Source organism: Nonomuraea sediminis (assembly GCF_018531495.1).
Lineage (GTDB): Bacteria > Actinomycetota > Actinomycetes > Streptosporangiales > Streptosporangiaceae > Nonomuraea > Nonomuraea sediminis.
The window spans coordinates 127804-140862 of record NZ_JAHDTI010000002.1 but is presented as its reverse complement, the minus strand read 5'-3'; the positions used below and the strand labels follow the sequence as shown (position 1 = coordinate 140862).

Annotated in this window: 14 protein-coding genes; 7 read left to right on the top strand and 7 right to left on the bottom strand. The window is 70.6% G+C overall.

Going from position 1 to position 13059, the window contains the following annotated elements; all coding sequences use genetic code 11:
• Nucleotides 1–86: 86 nt before the first annotated feature.
• From KIK09_RS08790 to KIK09_RS08780, 3 genes are all read left to right on the top strand, one after another.
• The gene (locus KIK09_RS08790) at nucleotides 87–533 is read left to right on the top strand and encodes an SRPBCC domain-containing protein (RefSeq protein ID WP_214318224.1); all 447 of its coding nucleotides are present in this window, start codon (nucleotides 87–89) and stop codon (nucleotides 531–533) included.
• Nucleotides 530–874 carry an ArsR/SmtB family transcription factor gene (locus KIK09_RS08785; protein WP_214318223.1) on the top strand — a complete coding sequence of 115 codons (345 nt, stop codon included), beginning with the start codon at nucleotides 530–532 and terminating at the stop codon, nucleotides 872–874. The genes KIK09_RS08790 and KIK09_RS08785 overlap by 4 nt, the downstream gene beginning before the upstream one ends.
• A 77-nt stretch (nucleotides 875–951) precedes the next feature.
• Complete coding sequence (locus tag KIK09_RS08780) at nucleotides 952–2334, top strand: MFS transporter (protein WP_308163989.1); 1383 nt, start codon at nucleotides 952–954, stop codon at nucleotides 2332–2334.
• 84 nt (nucleotides 2335–2418) lie between these two features.
• On the opposite strand, the gene KIK09_RS08775 is transcribed toward KIK09_RS08780, so the two are convergent.
• Nucleotides 2419–3639 (bottom strand): glycosyltransferase family 4 protein, encoded by a 1221-nt coding sequence (locus KIK09_RS08775; protein ID WP_214318222.1) that lies wholly within the window; start codon nucleotides 3637–3639, stop codon nucleotides 2419–2421.
• Between the two features lie 58 nt (nucleotides 3640–3697).
• A complete protein-coding gene (locus tag KIK09_RS08770; protein WP_214318221.1) occupies nucleotides 3698–4597 on the bottom strand; it encodes an RNA polymerase subunit sigma-70 in 900 nt (299 codons plus the stop codon).
• A gap of 60 nt (nucleotides 4598–4657) precedes the next feature.
• Between KIK09_RS08770 and KIK09_RS08765 the strand changes: the two genes are divergently transcribed.
• Both KIK09_RS08765 and KIK09_RS08760 read left to right on the top strand, forming a co-directional pair.
• Nucleotides 4658–5026, top strand: coding sequence for a nuclear transport factor 2 family protein (locus KIK09_RS08765; RefSeq protein ID WP_214318220.1), 369 nt, complete (start codon nucleotides 4658–4660; stop codon nucleotides 5024–5026).
• A 95-nt stretch (nucleotides 5027–5121) separates the two neighbouring features.
• Nucleotides 5122–5898, top strand: a complete 777-nt coding sequence (locus tag KIK09_RS08760) for an SAM-dependent methyltransferase (protein ID WP_214318219.1) — start codon at nucleotides 5122–5124, stop codon at nucleotides 5896–5898.
• A 2-nt stretch (nucleotides 5899–5900) separates the two neighbouring features.
• On the opposite strand, the gene KIK09_RS08755 is transcribed toward KIK09_RS08760, so the two are convergent.
• From KIK09_RS08755 to KIK09_RS08745, 3 genes are read right to left on the bottom strand one after another with little or no spacing between them, the layout of a single operon-like run.
• Complete coding sequence (locus KIK09_RS08755) at nucleotides 5901–7217, bottom strand: FAD-binding protein (RefSeq protein WP_214318218.1); 1317 nt, start codon at nucleotides 7215–7217, stop codon at nucleotides 5901–5903.
• Between the two features lie 43 nt (nucleotides 7218–7260).
• Nucleotides 7261–8469, bottom strand: a complete 1209-nt coding sequence (locus KIK09_RS08750) for an MFS transporter (RefSeq protein ID WP_214318217.1) — start codon at nucleotides 8467–8469, stop codon at nucleotides 7261–7263.
• A gap of 9 nt (nucleotides 8470–8478) precedes the next feature.
• Nucleotides 8479–9660, bottom strand: coding sequence for a saccharopine dehydrogenase family protein (locus KIK09_RS08745; RefSeq protein WP_214318216.1), 1182 nt, complete (start codon nucleotides 9658–9660; stop codon nucleotides 8479–8481).
• A 58-nt stretch (nucleotides 9661–9718) separates the two neighbouring features.
• Here KIK09_RS08745 and KIK09_RS08740 point away from each other — a divergent pair, with 58 nt between their 5' ends.
• On the top strand, nucleotides 9719–10126 hold the full coding sequence (locus KIK09_RS08740; RefSeq protein ID WP_214318215.1) for a hypothetical protein: 408 nt from the start codon (nucleotides 9719–9721) through the stop codon (nucleotides 10124–10126).
• Here KIK09_RS08740 and KIK09_RS08735 read toward each other — a convergent pair.
• Nucleotides 10107–11570 carry a flavin-containing monooxygenase gene (locus tag KIK09_RS08735; RefSeq protein ID WP_308163987.1) on the bottom strand — a complete coding sequence of 488 codons (1464 nt, stop codon included), beginning with the start codon at nucleotides 11568–11570 and terminating at the stop codon, nucleotides 10107–10109. The genes KIK09_RS08740 and KIK09_RS08735 overlap by 20 nt on opposite strands.
• A gap of 72 nt (nucleotides 11571–11642) precedes the next feature.
• Nucleotides 11643–12230 carry a TetR/AcrR family transcriptional regulator gene (locus KIK09_RS08730; protein ID WP_214318214.1) on the bottom strand — a complete coding sequence of 196 codons (588 nt, stop codon included), beginning with the start codon at nucleotides 12228–12230 and terminating at the stop codon, nucleotides 11643–11645.
• Nucleotides 12231–12347: 117 nt separating this feature from the next.
• On the opposite strand from KIK09_RS08730, the gene KIK09_RS08725 reads away from it, so the two are divergent.
• Nucleotides 12348–13049: an SDR family oxidoreductase gene (locus KIK09_RS08725; RefSeq protein ID WP_214318213.1), complete on the top strand. Its 702-nt coding sequence runs from the start codon at nucleotides 12348–12350 to the stop codon at nucleotides 13047–13049.
• Nucleotides 13050–13059 lie beyond the last annotated feature (10 nt).

Sequence of the window (13059 nt, the reverse complement as noted above, 5' to 3'; positions counted from 1 at the left end):
GGACGCGCAACTCTGGGGTTGCGCGTTGATGGGTCGATGTGCAACTCTGGGGTTGCGTCAGAAACGGACAGTGAAGGAGATACCTCATGAGTGAGGATCGGATCGAGCGGGACACGTTGATCGAGGCGCCCCTTGAGCGGGTCTGGTCGATGGTGGCCGAGCCGGGGTTCTGGGTGGCCGAGGAAGGGAGCGTGGCGGGCACCGTCGCCAGGGAAGGCGAGACGATGGTGGCCAAGAACTCGCGATACGGCGACTTCCCCGTGCGGGTGGAGAAGGTCGAGCCGCCGACGTACCTGGCCTACCGCTGGGCCAGCGCGTTCCCCGGCCAGGAGCTGAGCGACGACAACAGCACCCTCGTGGAGTTCACGCTGACCCAGGAGGGCGACAACACGCGGCTGCGCGTCGTCGAGAGCGGGTTCGCCGCGCTCGCCGGGTCCGAGGAACTGCGGAGCCAGGCGTTCAAGGACAACACCGGCGGCTGGCCCGAGGTGCTCGACGCGTTCAAGAAGCGCGCCGTACAGTCGTCGGCGTGACGGACGAACGTCGCGGCACGGTAGACAGCGTCCTTGTCGCGCTGGCCGACCCGACGCGACGTCAGCTGCTCGATCTGCTCGCCGCGCAGGGCGAGGTCACCGCGACGACGCTCGCGGAGCGGCTCCCCGTCTCACGGCAGGCGGTGGTCAAGCACCTCGCCGTCCTGGACGCCGCCGGCCTGGTCTCCGGCAGGCGGGTCGGACGCGAGGTGCGTTACGCGGTACGGCCGGCGGCGCTCGACGCGACGGCCCGGTGGATGGCCACGCTCGCGGCCGACTGGGATCGCCGGCTGGAGAACATCAAGCGCGCCGCCGAAGCGGCGGAACGGGAATCGCGCTAGCCCTCTTTCCTCGGCACGCCGTACGGCCAGGCCGGCCGTACGGCGTGCTCTTTTTTCGACGACTCAGGGACCGTTTTGTGAAGACCTCTTTCGACACCAGGCAGCGCCTGGTGCTGTTGATCCTGCTCGGCGCGGGATTCATGTTGTCCGTCGATTTCTCGATACTGAACGTGGCGCTGCCGGAGGTGGGCGCCGGCGTCGGGCTCGGACTGGCCGGGCTGCCGTGGATCGCCTCGGCGTACGCCCTGCCCGCGGCCGGTTTCACGCTGCTGTTCGGCCGGATGGGCGACCTGTTCGGGCGCCGCAGATTGTTCCTGGCCGGCATGGTCCTGCTGATCGGGTCCTCGCTGCTGGGCGGCTTCGCGGCCGACCCCGGGATGCTCCTGACCGCCCGGGCGTTGCAGGGCTTCGCCACCGCGATGGCGATCCCGTCGGGTCTGTCGCTGCTCACCACCACATTCCAGGAGGGCGCGATGCGCGATCGCGTCCTCGGGCTGAACGGCGCACTGCTCTCCGGCGGTTTCACGATCGGCGCGCTGGTCGGCGGGACCCTGGTCGACCTGCTGAGCTGGCGGGCCGCGTTCTTCTTCAACGTGCCGTTCGCCCTGGTCATCCTGGTGGCCACGCCGTTCCTGATCCGCGAGAGCAGCGTGCCGGAACGGGTGAGGCTGGACCTGCCGGGAGCGTTGACCGTGACCGGCGGCCTGCTGGCCGTGATCTACGCGGTCGTCGAGAAGAACGTCCCGGCCGCCGTCGTCGGCGTGGTGCTGCTGGCCGCGTTCTGGATGATCGAGCTGCGCTCGCCCGCGCCGCTCGCCCCTGTGCGCATCCTCAAGCGGCCCACGGTGAAGTGGGGCAACTACACCGGACTCGTGATCTTCGCCATGGAGACCGGGATGATCTTCCTGGTGACGCTCTACCTGCAGCACGTCCTGGGCTTCTCCCCGCTGGTCACCGGCCTGATCTTCGGCGTGCCCGGCCTGGCGTCCGTGGCCGCGGGGGTGATCGCGGGCCGCTTCATCGGGCGCTTCGGCGGCCCCAAGGTACTGGCCGTGGCCCTGGCCGTGCAGGGTCTGGCCACCCTCCCGCTGGTGTTCGTCGGCGGCGAGCTGATCGCGCTCGCGGCACTGATCCCCGCCCTGTTCATCGGGTTCTTCGCGCACGTCACCTGCATAGTGGCCTACACGGTGGTCGGGACCTCGGGCCTGCCGGACCAGGAACAGGGTCTGGCCACCGGCCTGACCTCGATGACCCAGCAGGTGGCCATCGCCGTCGGCATCCCGATCCTGAGCTCGATCGCCGCCACGCAGAGCACGGAACTGACCGGCATCCGTCTCGCCCTGGCCGTCGACGTGGCTGTCACGCTGCTCAGCGTCGTGCTCATCTGGCTCGGTCTCCACGGTACGGCAGGCCCCGCCTCGAAGGAACCCGCCCAGGTCCTGGCCACGACGTCGGACTAGCGGAGCGGCCACCCTGCGGGCACCTGCCCTTGCCTTGGCGGAGCCAGCGCAACCGCCACACCGCCCACAGGCCGCGACGCCGGCTCATGAGGCCGCGGCGCCGAGGCCGTTGAGCAGCCGCGACCACTCGGCGCCGATCTGGTCGCGGTCGTAGAGCCGGGACGTGCGCAGCGCGTTCTGCCCCATCCGCAGCCGTGCCGCCGGGTCGTCCATCAACCGGCCCAGCTCCTCCGCCAGCGCCGCGGTGTCGCCGGGCGGCACCAGCAGGCCGTCGTGCCCGTGGGTGAGCATCTCGCCGGGCCCGTACGGGCAGTCGAAGGCCACCACGGGCACGCCCTTGCTGAACGCCTCCAGGATCGTCATCGGGAACCCCTCGTGCCGCGAGCTGAGCGCGAAGATCGAGGCCGCGTCGAGAACCGCGCCGATGTCGCGCGAGGCGCCCGGCAGCGTGACCGACCCGCCGATCCCGAGCTCGCCCACCAGCCGCGACAGCCGCTCACGCTGGGGTCCGGAGCCCACGATGCGCAGCTTCCAGTCCGGCCGCGTCGCCACGGCCTCCGCCCAGGCGCGCACCAGCAGGTCGAACCCCTTCACCCTGGTCATCCGCCCGATCGCCACCACCGTCTTCTCGGTCAGCGGCGACGGCCCGCCGGGCAGCTCGGGAGTCGCGTTCGGAATCCGGGTCAGCAGGGGTGGCGCGTCATCGCCCAGTGCCGCCTGGTAGTCCTTGAGATCGGCCTCCGTCAGCGTCACCAGCGCGCTGAGCCTGCCGTACCTCCTCCTGATCATCTTCTGTACGGCGGGCTGGAACGTGCCGTAGCCGACGTGCTCCTGCGCGACCGTGAGGACCCCGGGCGGCGCGAGCAGCGCGGCGGCCAGGCTCAGGCCGGGACGCGTCGTGATCAGGACGCCCCCGCGCAGACGCCGGATGAACCGCGCGAGCGCCACGTCGGTGCGCAGGTCGAAACGGTCGTAGGCGGTCTCCTCCGCCGGGATGAGCCTGCTCGCGCCGCGCATGGGCAGGCCGTCGAGCCGGTCGACCAGGTAGGAGACGCGCACCCCCGCGGGCACGGGGAAGAAGGGGCGCTCCTTGGTCCTGATGACGCTGACGATCTCGACGTCCCGCTCGGCCGCCAGGCTCTCGGCCAGGTTGAACACGGTGCGGATGGTGCCGCCCATGCCGTTGGCGTGCAGCAGGAGGATCTTCACCTGCCGCGTGTCGGGCGGCGCGGCGCGGAGCGAGCGGTACCTGTTGGCGGCGCGCAGCGCCGTGACCAGGAGCGATGCTGATGAGCCGAGCGTCATGCCAGCACCGTAGGAGCGGGCGGGGAAGTGCCGTCTCAGCGTTGGGTTAGCGCGGTGTTCATCCGCCCAGGTTGTGGAGGAAGTGGGTGATGCCGTACACGCGATCCTGGGCGAGCGTGAGCACGATCTGCCCGGCCGGCCCGTCCATGAAACGGCACTCGAACGCCGGCTGGCCGTTGGCGCGGATCGGCTCCAGGACGAACCGCCTTCCCGCGCGCCAGGTGGCGCTCGCTCGCAGGAAGGCGGCGACCGCCGCGGCGCCGCGGTACTCGTGCGGAGCGGGCGGCATGGCCAGCCAGGCGTCGTCGGTGAGGAGGGTGAGCAGGGTGTCGATGTCGTCCGCGGCGAAGGCCTCGGCGAAGCGCCTGACCAGGCGCTGCTCCTCGGGCGAGCCGGGGGCGGGCGGCCTGCCGTACCCGTCTTGGCGATGCTGGGCGAGCGAGGTGCGGGCCCGCTGCAGCAGCCCCTTGACGGCGGTCGGCGTGATGTCGAGCATCGGCGCGACCTCGGCGAGCCGGTAGTCGAGCACGTCGCAGAGCACCAGGACGGCGGCCTGCCGGGGAGGGACGCGCTGGAGCGCGGCGACGAACGCCAGCTCGATCGTCTCCAACCTGGTGTAGCGCGCCTCGGGCGGCAGCTGGTCGTCCGGGTACGGCTGCAGCCACGGCTGGTCGCCGTCACTGCTGGGTGGCGGGGGCTGGAAGGGCGGGTTCGGCGCGGGCGGGATGCGGCGGCCGCGGTCGCGTAGCGCGTTCAGGCAGCGGTTGGTGGCGATGCGGTACAACCATGACCGCCAGGTCGTGCGGCCCTCGAAGCCGTCCAGGCTGCGCCAGGCCGCGAGCAGGGTCTCCTGCAGGACGTCCTCGGCGTCGGCCAGCGAACCCAGCAGGCGGTAGCAGTGCAGCAGCAGCTCGCGCCGGTGCGGTTCGACCAGCTCGTCGAAGGCGATTTCCGTCACGACCGTTCCGTTTCGCGCGCCCTGGGTGTCCTAACGAGCGACACAGAAAGGACGACCAGCATGACCAGCTCAGCATTGCAGATCGCGCTTGCCCACCACAGCGCGTGGACGGGCAAGGACCTCGACCTGGCGATGTCCTACCTCGCCGAGGACGTCGTGTGCGACGCCCCGGCGGGACGGATCGAGGGCATCGCGGCCTACCGGGAGTTCCTCCAGCCCTTCGCCCAGGGGTTGCTCATCAGGGCGGAGTTGATCGCCGCGTTCGGGGACGATACGACGGCGCTGCTCATGTACGACACGGAGACGATCCCGGCCAAGAGCGCGCCCGCGGCCGAATGCGCCACGGTCCGCGACGGGAAGATCGTCTACAACCGGTTCGTCTTCGACCGCACGCCGTTCGACGAATTCCGGCGCCGATCTCACGGGTAATTCTCCGGGCCGTCTCTGGGTGCTCGTCACCCAGAGACGCGCCCTTGTGGAGATCCGTCCGTTAATCTGGTTCATATGAGCCAGAGCAGGTCGGTATGACATCTGCGGGGATCGACCCGACCAGGCCCAGCATCGCCCGGGTGTACGACTACTGGTTGGGAGGCAAGGACAACTTCGCCTCCGATCGGGAGCTCGCTGACAAGATTGTCAAGCGTTTGCCGCAGATTCCGGAAATGGCGCGTGCCAATCGCGACTGGATCATTCGCGCGGTCTCTTTCGCCGTCGAGAACGGCGTGCGGCAGATCCTCGACGTGGGATGCGGTCTGCCCACCTCAGGGCCGGGGCTGCCCAACGTGCACGAGGTCGCGCAGTCGATCGCCCCGGAGACCCGGGTGCTCTACGTGGACAACGACCCGATCGTCCAGGCCCACGGCAGAGCCCTGCTGGCCACCAACTCCCACACCCAGCTGGAGGAGGGCGACCTGCGCGAGCTCGACAAGACGCTGGCCTCCCTGACCTTCTTCGACATGTCCCAGCCCGTGCTGCTGTTGCTGGCGGCCGTGCTGCATTTCTTCCCCGACGCGGGGGAGCGCGAGCCGTACCAGCTGGTCCGCTCGATCGTGGAGCAGTTGCCCGCGGGCTCCTACCTGGCGATCACGCACGCCGAGGACACGCCCGAGACGCGCGCAGTGACCGGTGACTACACCGCGGCCACCTCCCAGCTGCGCAGCCAGGAGGAGGTGGCGGCGTTCTTCGCCGGGCTCGAGCTGGTGGAGCCCGGAGTGGTCCGCCTGCACGAGTGGCACCCGCGGGACGACAGCCCCTTCAACGATCCCGTGACGGTCCTGGGCGGCCTGGGCCGCAAACCGTAATCTCAGCCGGTCGGGAACATTCCTTGCCCGGGGGTCAGCAGGTGGTGGGGGTCGAAGCGGGTCTTCGCGTTCTCGACGGCCGGCCACAGTGGGCCGTAGTGGTGTTTCCAGTCGGGCTGGGTGAGGGCGACGGCGCTGACGGGATAGAGGCATCCGCCGAGGCCGCGGATGCGGTCGTACACCGTGCGGTTGGTTTTGACGAGCTTGTCGGCCAGCTCGGGATCGTTGGCGGGGAACTGTACGAGGCTGCAGAGGAACGCGATCTCTCCGTCCGGCAGGCGCAGGAGGGGTGAGCTCGCGTGGGCTGGGCGGAGGGGGTAGAGCACGATGCGGCCGAATTCGCCGAAGTCCTCCTGGCCCAGGGTGGCGAGGAGTTCGGTGACCAGGTCGTCGGCGGCCGTGTCCGGGACGAAGGAGTGCAGCCAGGGGTGGGGATCCTGCCAGGTGCCCGCCGCCCGCAGGAGGCTCTCGAGCTTGCTCAGCCGCTGGAACAGCTCCCGATACGGCAGGTCGACGCTCTCCGCCTGGGCGCGGATGTCGGACAGGCCCGCCAGCGTTCGGTCGTCGTCGGGCGGCGAGTCCGCCGGGTACCAGACCCCGACCTCGACCACGTGCTGCCAGCCTGACGGATGCGGGCGGATCGCGCCCTCCAGGTAGTCGACCTGGCCCGTGGACAGCAGGCGGCGCTGGTCGGCCGTCATCGTCCGGTGGTCCGGGTAGAGCAGGGTGTGCAGGCGGACCATTTCCGGTGCCCGGACGAGCCTGAGCACGGCCCGCGTGATGATGCCGAACTGGCTGAGCCCGGCACGCACGGCGTCGAAGAGTTCGGCGTGCCGGTCGGCCGAGCACGTGACGATCTCGCCCTCGCCCGTCACCACCTCGAGCTTGACGACGTTGCAGCTCTGGAATCCGGAGCGGAACGTCATGCCGCCCACGCCGCCCGCGGAAACGGTCCCTGCGACCGACAGGTCCAGATAGTCGGTCAGCACCGGCGGCGTGAGCCCGTGCGGCAGCGCGGCATCGAGCACCGACTGCCAGGTCGCGCCGCCTCCCACGGTCACGTGATCGGCTTCCACGGCGTGCACGCCGCATAGGCCGCTCATGTCGATCACGAGACCGTCCTCGGCCTGCGACCGGCCGTACACGGAATGGCCCTGCCCGCGCGCGGCCACCGGCATCCGCCGCTCGAGCGCCCAGCGCACCGCGGCGGCCACGTCTCTGGCCGATCCCGGCCGGTACACCGCTGCGGGACGCCGCCGGATCAGATGCCCGAAATCCTCGCTCGCGGCATCCAGACTTTCCTGATCAGTGGCGTGCACCCGGCCCCCCGAACCTAGCGTGATCAGTCACGGCCACCATAAGTCAACAGGGCAGCTTCCGCAGGCTTCGTAGCGGCGAGGCCCAGGCGATTCCCGTGCCGAGGAGCATCACGCAGCTCGTGACGACCAGGGTGAGCCGGAGGCCGAGCACCGTTCCGAGCAGCCCGCCGAGCAGGGCGCCGAGGGACATCCCGCCGTAGATGAGGAATCGCCAGGTGGCGTTGACGCGTGCCAGCAGCCGGTCCGGGACGAGGGCCTGGCGGAAGGTCTGCTGGTTGACGCCGTACAGGGAGTGGGCGCCGCCGCGCAGGCACTGCGCGGCCGCCAGGACGAGCGGGCCGGTCGCGGCGGCCAGCGCCAGCCCTCCGACGGAGGCGAGGAGCATGCCCATGATGAACGCGGGGCCCGGCCCGAGCCGGTGGGTCACATGGGTCGCCACCCCGGCACCGGCGACCCCCGCCACCCCGCTGAGCGCGATGAGGACACCGATCACGCCGGAGGACAGCCCGAGGTCATGGACCAGGTAGAGCACCAGGACGACGGCCTGGGCCTGCCCAGCGAACGCGCCCACCGCCGCCGCGAGGATCACCGCGCGCAGGATGTGATGGCCGAAGACGGCGCGCATCCCCTCGAACATGCCGCCGTGCCGTCCGGCGGTAGCGGGATTGCGCCCCGGGTCGCGGATGCGGGCCTTGCACAGAGCCGAGACCACGAACGACGCGGCGTCGACGACGAGAGCGAACGGGCCGCCGACCGCGGACACGAGCAGACCGCCGAGCGCCGACCCTGTCGTGTTGACGGTGGCGTTGCTGAGCATGAGGGCGCTGTTGGCGGGCAGCAACTGGTCGCGGGGAACCAGGCGGGGCGTGAACGACTGGGCAGCCACGATTTCGAAGAGGCCGGCGACTCCCGTGAGCAGCACGATCACGTACAGGTGCCAGAACTCCAGCAAGCCTGCGGCGGCCAGGACCGGGACGGCACCGATCAGGAGCGCCTGGGCCGCATCGGTCAGGATCAGCAACCGGCGGTAGGGCAGCAGGCTCACCCAGACGCCGGCCGGTAACCCGAGCACGAGGTGCGGCAGCAGGGCCAGGGCACCCAGTAACCCCATCTGGGTGGGGGAGGCCTTCAGCAGGACGACCGCGGTCAGGGGCAGCGCCACCGTGGTCACGCTGGATCCGAGCAAGGAGACGCTGCTGCCGGCGAACAGCCGGCGGAAGTCGGCGTGGCGAGCGAGCACGGTCCACGCCATGCTCGCACCCTAACCGCGGGACTCCTCGATGGCGATCTCGATGGGTTTGGCGTGTTCGGCGAGGGCGGTGAAGAAGCGGTCGGGGGCGATGGACGTCTCCGGGGGATGGACGCCCGGGGGGACGGTGCCGTCGAGGAGCTGGGCCAGGCCCAGGGCGGCGGGGATGCCGGTGGCCTCGGCCATGCCCTTCATGAGTTCTCCGGAGTGTGCCAGGTGGGCCAGCACCGTGGTGGGGCGGCCGTTCCTGAGCCCTGTGGCGGTGGCGAAGAAGGGCGGTAGCGAGCCGGGCGCCTTGAACCTGGAGGCGCGGACGGCGGCCCGCATGGCGCGGCGCATCGTGGGCCTGGCCAGGTCGGCGGCGGCCGTCTCGTTGCCGAGCTTGCCGGCGTCGATGTCGTCGCGCAGCACGTCCAGGTAGGCCACGGTCCCCGGGGTGATGACCATGAGGTTGGCCAGGTCTCCCGACGGGCGGTAGCTGCGGTGCAGCGTCACCGGCTCGGGGTGGCCGACGGTGTAGGCCGTGCCCTTGCGGCTGCCGGGCAGGGTGAGCGTGACCGGGCGCAGGGGTGGGCGCTGGACCACCTCGCCACGGTGCACGACGGCGACCGTACCGCTGATCTGCTGCATCCAGTGCACGGCGGCCGCGATCGGGCGGCCGTCGGGGCCGCTCAGTGAGGTGTCGTCGGCGCCGGAGCCCGGCACGTCCACGGGCCAGGCGGTGTACAGGTCGGTCACGGTGTCGAGCCGGGCCACGGCCTTGGCGGCGAGCAGGTTGCTGATGCCGGGGCTCGCGCCCATGCCGATCACGGCGCGCACCCCCGCCTCGCGGGCGGCGTCGTCGAGGTCGAGCATCTGCAGCGTCGGCTCCCAGTCGTCGCAGATGTCGAGATAGTCGGTGCGGGTGCGGATCGCCGCCCTGAGCACCCCCATGCCGAAGCGGTAGTAGGGGCCGACGGTGTTGAGGACGACGTCGGCCTCGTCGAGCGCGCCGTCGAGCTCGGCCTCGTCGGTGACGTCGACCTGTCGCGCGCGCAGCGGTACCCGCGACCCGGCCAGCTCGCGCACGAGCTGTCGCGCGGCGGACAGATCACGGTCGGCGACCACGATCTCGCGCACACCGGGCAGTCCGGTGGCCACACGGACCGCGACCCGGCCCATCGCGCCGGGGCCGCCGAGAGCGAGGATCCTCATCGGAACTCCTCCTTGGGTCGTGACGAAACCTATCGGAACATTTACGATCGTAGAGCATATGAACGTGTCAGTGTGTTCCCGGCCCGCGAGCCGGCTGGCCGCCGTCCAGGCGCTGAGCGCCCTGCTGTTCGCGGCGCTGACCCTGCCTGTCTCGACTCCGGACCGCGCCGCCGTGCCGGACTGGGTGCAGCTCTCCGGTCTGGTGATGCTGCTGGCGCTGTACGGCACAGCGCTGCACACCTGGCGGCTCGTCATCGTCGGCGGGTTGCGTCCGGGCTCGATGCTCCATCAGCAGATCCGCGACGACCGGCGCCTGCGGCTGGCGATGCTGAGCTATCCGGCCCTGGTGGTGCTCCTGCTGCCGATCCCTTCGGACTGGACCGGCTTCTGGTTCTGCCTCACGCTCGCCAGCGCGGTGAGCGGCGTGGTCTCCCTGGTCCGGATGTCTACGTCGCGGGATCGGTGACCGGCCGGCGGGCCGTGGTCGTGTAGTGGGCGAGGTCGAAGGCGCGGGTGCGGGCCCGGAAGCGCCAGGTGGGCTCCGGCCAGAGCGCCCTGACCCGGCCGTCGGCGTCCTGGTACCAGGCCGCGCAGCCGCCCGTGGCCCACACCGTGCCGGCCACGCGCCGCTGGACCTCGGCGTTGAAGAAGTCCTGGGACTCGGCGCGCACCTCCACGGCGGCCAGCTCGCGCCGATCCATGACCCGCAGGCAGTCGACCAGGTAGTTGATCTGCGACTCGATCATGTAGATGAGGCTGGTGTGTCCCACGCCCGTGTTGGGCCCGGCCATCAGGAACAGGTTGGGGAAGCCTGTGACGGTGGTGCCGAGGTAGGCCTGCGGGCTTCCCTTCCAGGCCTGCTCCAGGGTCTGGCGGTCCACGCCGGTGATGTGCTGCGCGAAGCCAGCGTCGGTGACGCGGAAGCCCGTGCCGAAGATCAGGACGTCGGCCGGATGGGCGGTCCCGGTCACGACCGTGTCGGCGGTGATGCGGGAGATCGGGTCGGTGACCAGCTCGACGTTGGGCTGCGCGAGCGCCGGGTAGTAGTCGTCGGAGATCAGGATCCGCTTGCAGCCCACCTCGTAGTCGGGGGTCAGCTTGGCGCGCAGCTCCGGGTCGGCGACCTGCCGATGCAGGTGTGCCAGGGCCTGCCTGTGGCCCAGGGCGGCCAGTGACCTGTTGCCCAGCAGCGCGGGCATGCCTGCCTCGCGGATCAGGTAATCCCAACCGCGAGCCAGGCGATGCAGGGCCGGGACCTGCCGGTAGAGCCCCCTGCGCCAGGCCGGGATCGGCCGGTCGCCACGCGGCATGATCCACGGTGGGGTGCGCTGGAAGACGGTCACCCGCTCGGCCACCCGCTGCAGCTGGGGCACGAACTGGATGGCGCTCGCCCCGGTCCCGATCACCGCGACGTGCTTGCCGCGCAGGTCCCTGTCGTGCTGCCAGCGGGCGGAGTGCCACGTCCAGCCCGCGAAGTCGTCCAGCCCCGGGAGCGTGGGGACGGCGGGTTCCGACAGGGGTCCCTGGGCCATGATCAGCACTCTGGCGCTCAGGGGTCCCGCGCTGGTCCGCAGATTCCAGCGGCTCCGCCGGGCGTCCCAGGACGCGTCCTGGAGGGCGATGCCCAGCCGGAGGTGGGGTTCGAGGCCGTGGTCGCGGACGCAGCGCCGCAGGTACCGCTCGATCTCGTGCTGTGGGGCGTAGCGGCGGCTCCAGTCAGGGTTGGGCGCGAACGAGAAGGAGTAGAGCAGGGAGGGGATGTCGCAGGCGCAGCCGGGATAGGTGTTGTCCCGCCAGGTACCGCCGACGTCGTCCGCCTGCTCGAGCACCACCAGGTCACGGTGGCCTTCCTGGAGCAGCCTGATGGCCGTGCCGAGTCCCGCGAAGCCTGCGCCCACGATGACGATCACGCTCTCTCCTCGCTCCAGAAACTATCGCATCAATCACGATAGTAACCAGTTTGATAGAGTGTGAGTCATCGATCACGGGCCGGTCAGGAATTCCTTGCCGATCTCGAGGATGCGCTCGGAGAGGTCGTCGCCCGCGCAGGCTCGGGCCAGCGTCAGGGCTCCCACCAGCACGCTCAGCTCGATGAGGAGCTCGCGCTCGCGGTCGGAGCCCTCCGCGGGGCGCTCCCCGAGCTCGCCCAGCTTGTCGACCATGTTGCGCAGGCCCTCCACGTAGGCGTCCCGTAGCGGGCTCCCGGCCTCGGCGCGCGTCACGTCGACCGCGAGCGCGGCGGTCGCGCATCCCTGGCCGGCGTTGTCCCGGTGCGTGACGGACAGGTAGTTCTCGATGAACTCCCGCCGCGCCGCCTGCCTGTCGCCGCTGGCCTCGAGGATCTGCTCCATGAAGCGCGCGCGCTCGGCGAAGGCCGCCGCGCCGGCCTGGGCCAGCAGGTCGTCCTTCGAGCGGAAGTGCCGGTAGAAGCCCCCATGGGTCAGCCCGGCCGCGGCCATCACCTCGGGCACGGTCACCCGGTCGGCCCCGTTCTCGCGCACCAGCGCCGAGGCCGCGTCGAGGACCTCCTGACGATGCTGCTCCGCCTGGGCCCGGGATGCACGCGGCATTCCTTCCCCCTCCTTCGAGTCGGTCGGCCTCAGTATTGCGAACAAATAGATGATGGACATAATCTATCTTAGGTACGGCGGCGCCGAGCGCCGTCACGAGAACCATCTGGAGCAGACATGACAACCATCGAAGGCTCGGTCGCTTTGGTGACAGGCGGCCAGCGCGGTCTCGGCCGCGCGTTCGTCCACGAGCTGCTGAGGCGTGGCGCGTCCAAGGTGTACGCGACCGCCCGCCGTACCGTGGAAAGCGACGACCCGCGCGTCGAGCCCCTGACCCTGGAGATCACCGACCCCGACTCGGTCGCGGCCGTGGCGGCCCGGGCCGGGGATGTCGGCATCGTCGTCAACAACGCCGGCGCCCTCTACCCCGGGTCGCTGCTGAAGGGCGACATGGCGGACGTCATCGCGACCTTCGAGACCAACGTCTTCGGCGCGCTGCGCGTCGCCCGCGCCTTCGCGCCGATCCTGGCCGCCAACGGCGGCGGCGCCCTGGTCGACATCCATTCGGTGCTGTCGTGGGGGGCCGGCACGGGCGCCTACGGCGCGTCGAAGGCCGCGCTGTGGTCGCTGACGAACTCGCTCCGCCTCGAGCTGTCCGGCCAGAACACCCAGGTCGTGGGCGTGCACCTCGGCTTCGCCGACACCGACATGGTCAAGGCCGTGAACGCGGAGAAGATCAGCCCCGAGCGGGTCGCCCAGGCCGTCATGGACGGTCTGGAGAAGGACGAGACCGAGGTTCTCGTCGACGAGGTGAGCAGGCGGATGAAGGCCGCGCTCGCCGGGCCGGTCGAGGGCCTCACGGTCCCCCTCGGCCGCTGAGCCCGAAGGG

Excerpts from the sequence above, each read along its gene's own strand:
- KIK09_RS08790 (WP_214318224.1), top strand. The coding sequence starts at position 87 with ATGAGTGAGGATCGGATCGAGCGGGACACGTTGATCGAGGCGCCCCTT.
- KIK09_RS08775 (WP_214318222.1), bottom strand. The coding sequence starts at position 3,639 with ATGACGCTCGGCTCATCAGCATCGCTCCTGGTCACGGCGCTGCGCGCC.
- KIK09_RS08765 (WP_214318220.1), top strand. The coding sequence starts at position 4,658 with ATGACCAGCTCAGCATTGCAGATCGCGCTTGCCCACCACAGCGCGTGG.
- KIK09_RS08760 (WP_214318219.1), top strand. The coding sequence starts at position 5,122 with ATGACATCTGCGGGGATCGACCCGACCAGGCCCAGCATCGCCCGGGTG.
- KIK09_RS08750 (WP_214318217.1), bottom strand. The coding sequence starts at position 8,469 with ATGGCGTGGACCGTGCTCGCTCGCCACGCCGACTTCCGCCGGCTGTTC.
- KIK09_RS08745 (WP_214318216.1), bottom strand. The coding sequence starts at position 9,660 with ATGAGGATCCTCGCTCTCGGCGGCCCCGGCGCGATGGGCCGGGTCGCG.
- KIK09_RS08740 (WP_214318215.1), top strand. The coding sequence starts at position 9,719 with ATGAACGTGTCAGTGTGTTCCCGGCCCGCGAGCCGGCTGGCCGCCGTC.
- KIK09_RS08730 (WP_214318214.1), bottom strand. The coding sequence starts at position 12,230 with ATGCCGCGTGCATCCCGGGCCCAGGCGGAGCAGCATCGTCAGGAGGTC.
- KIK09_RS08725 (WP_214318213.1), top strand. The coding sequence starts at position 12,348 with ATGACAACCATCGAAGGCTCGGTCGCTTTGGTGACAGGCGGCCAGCGC.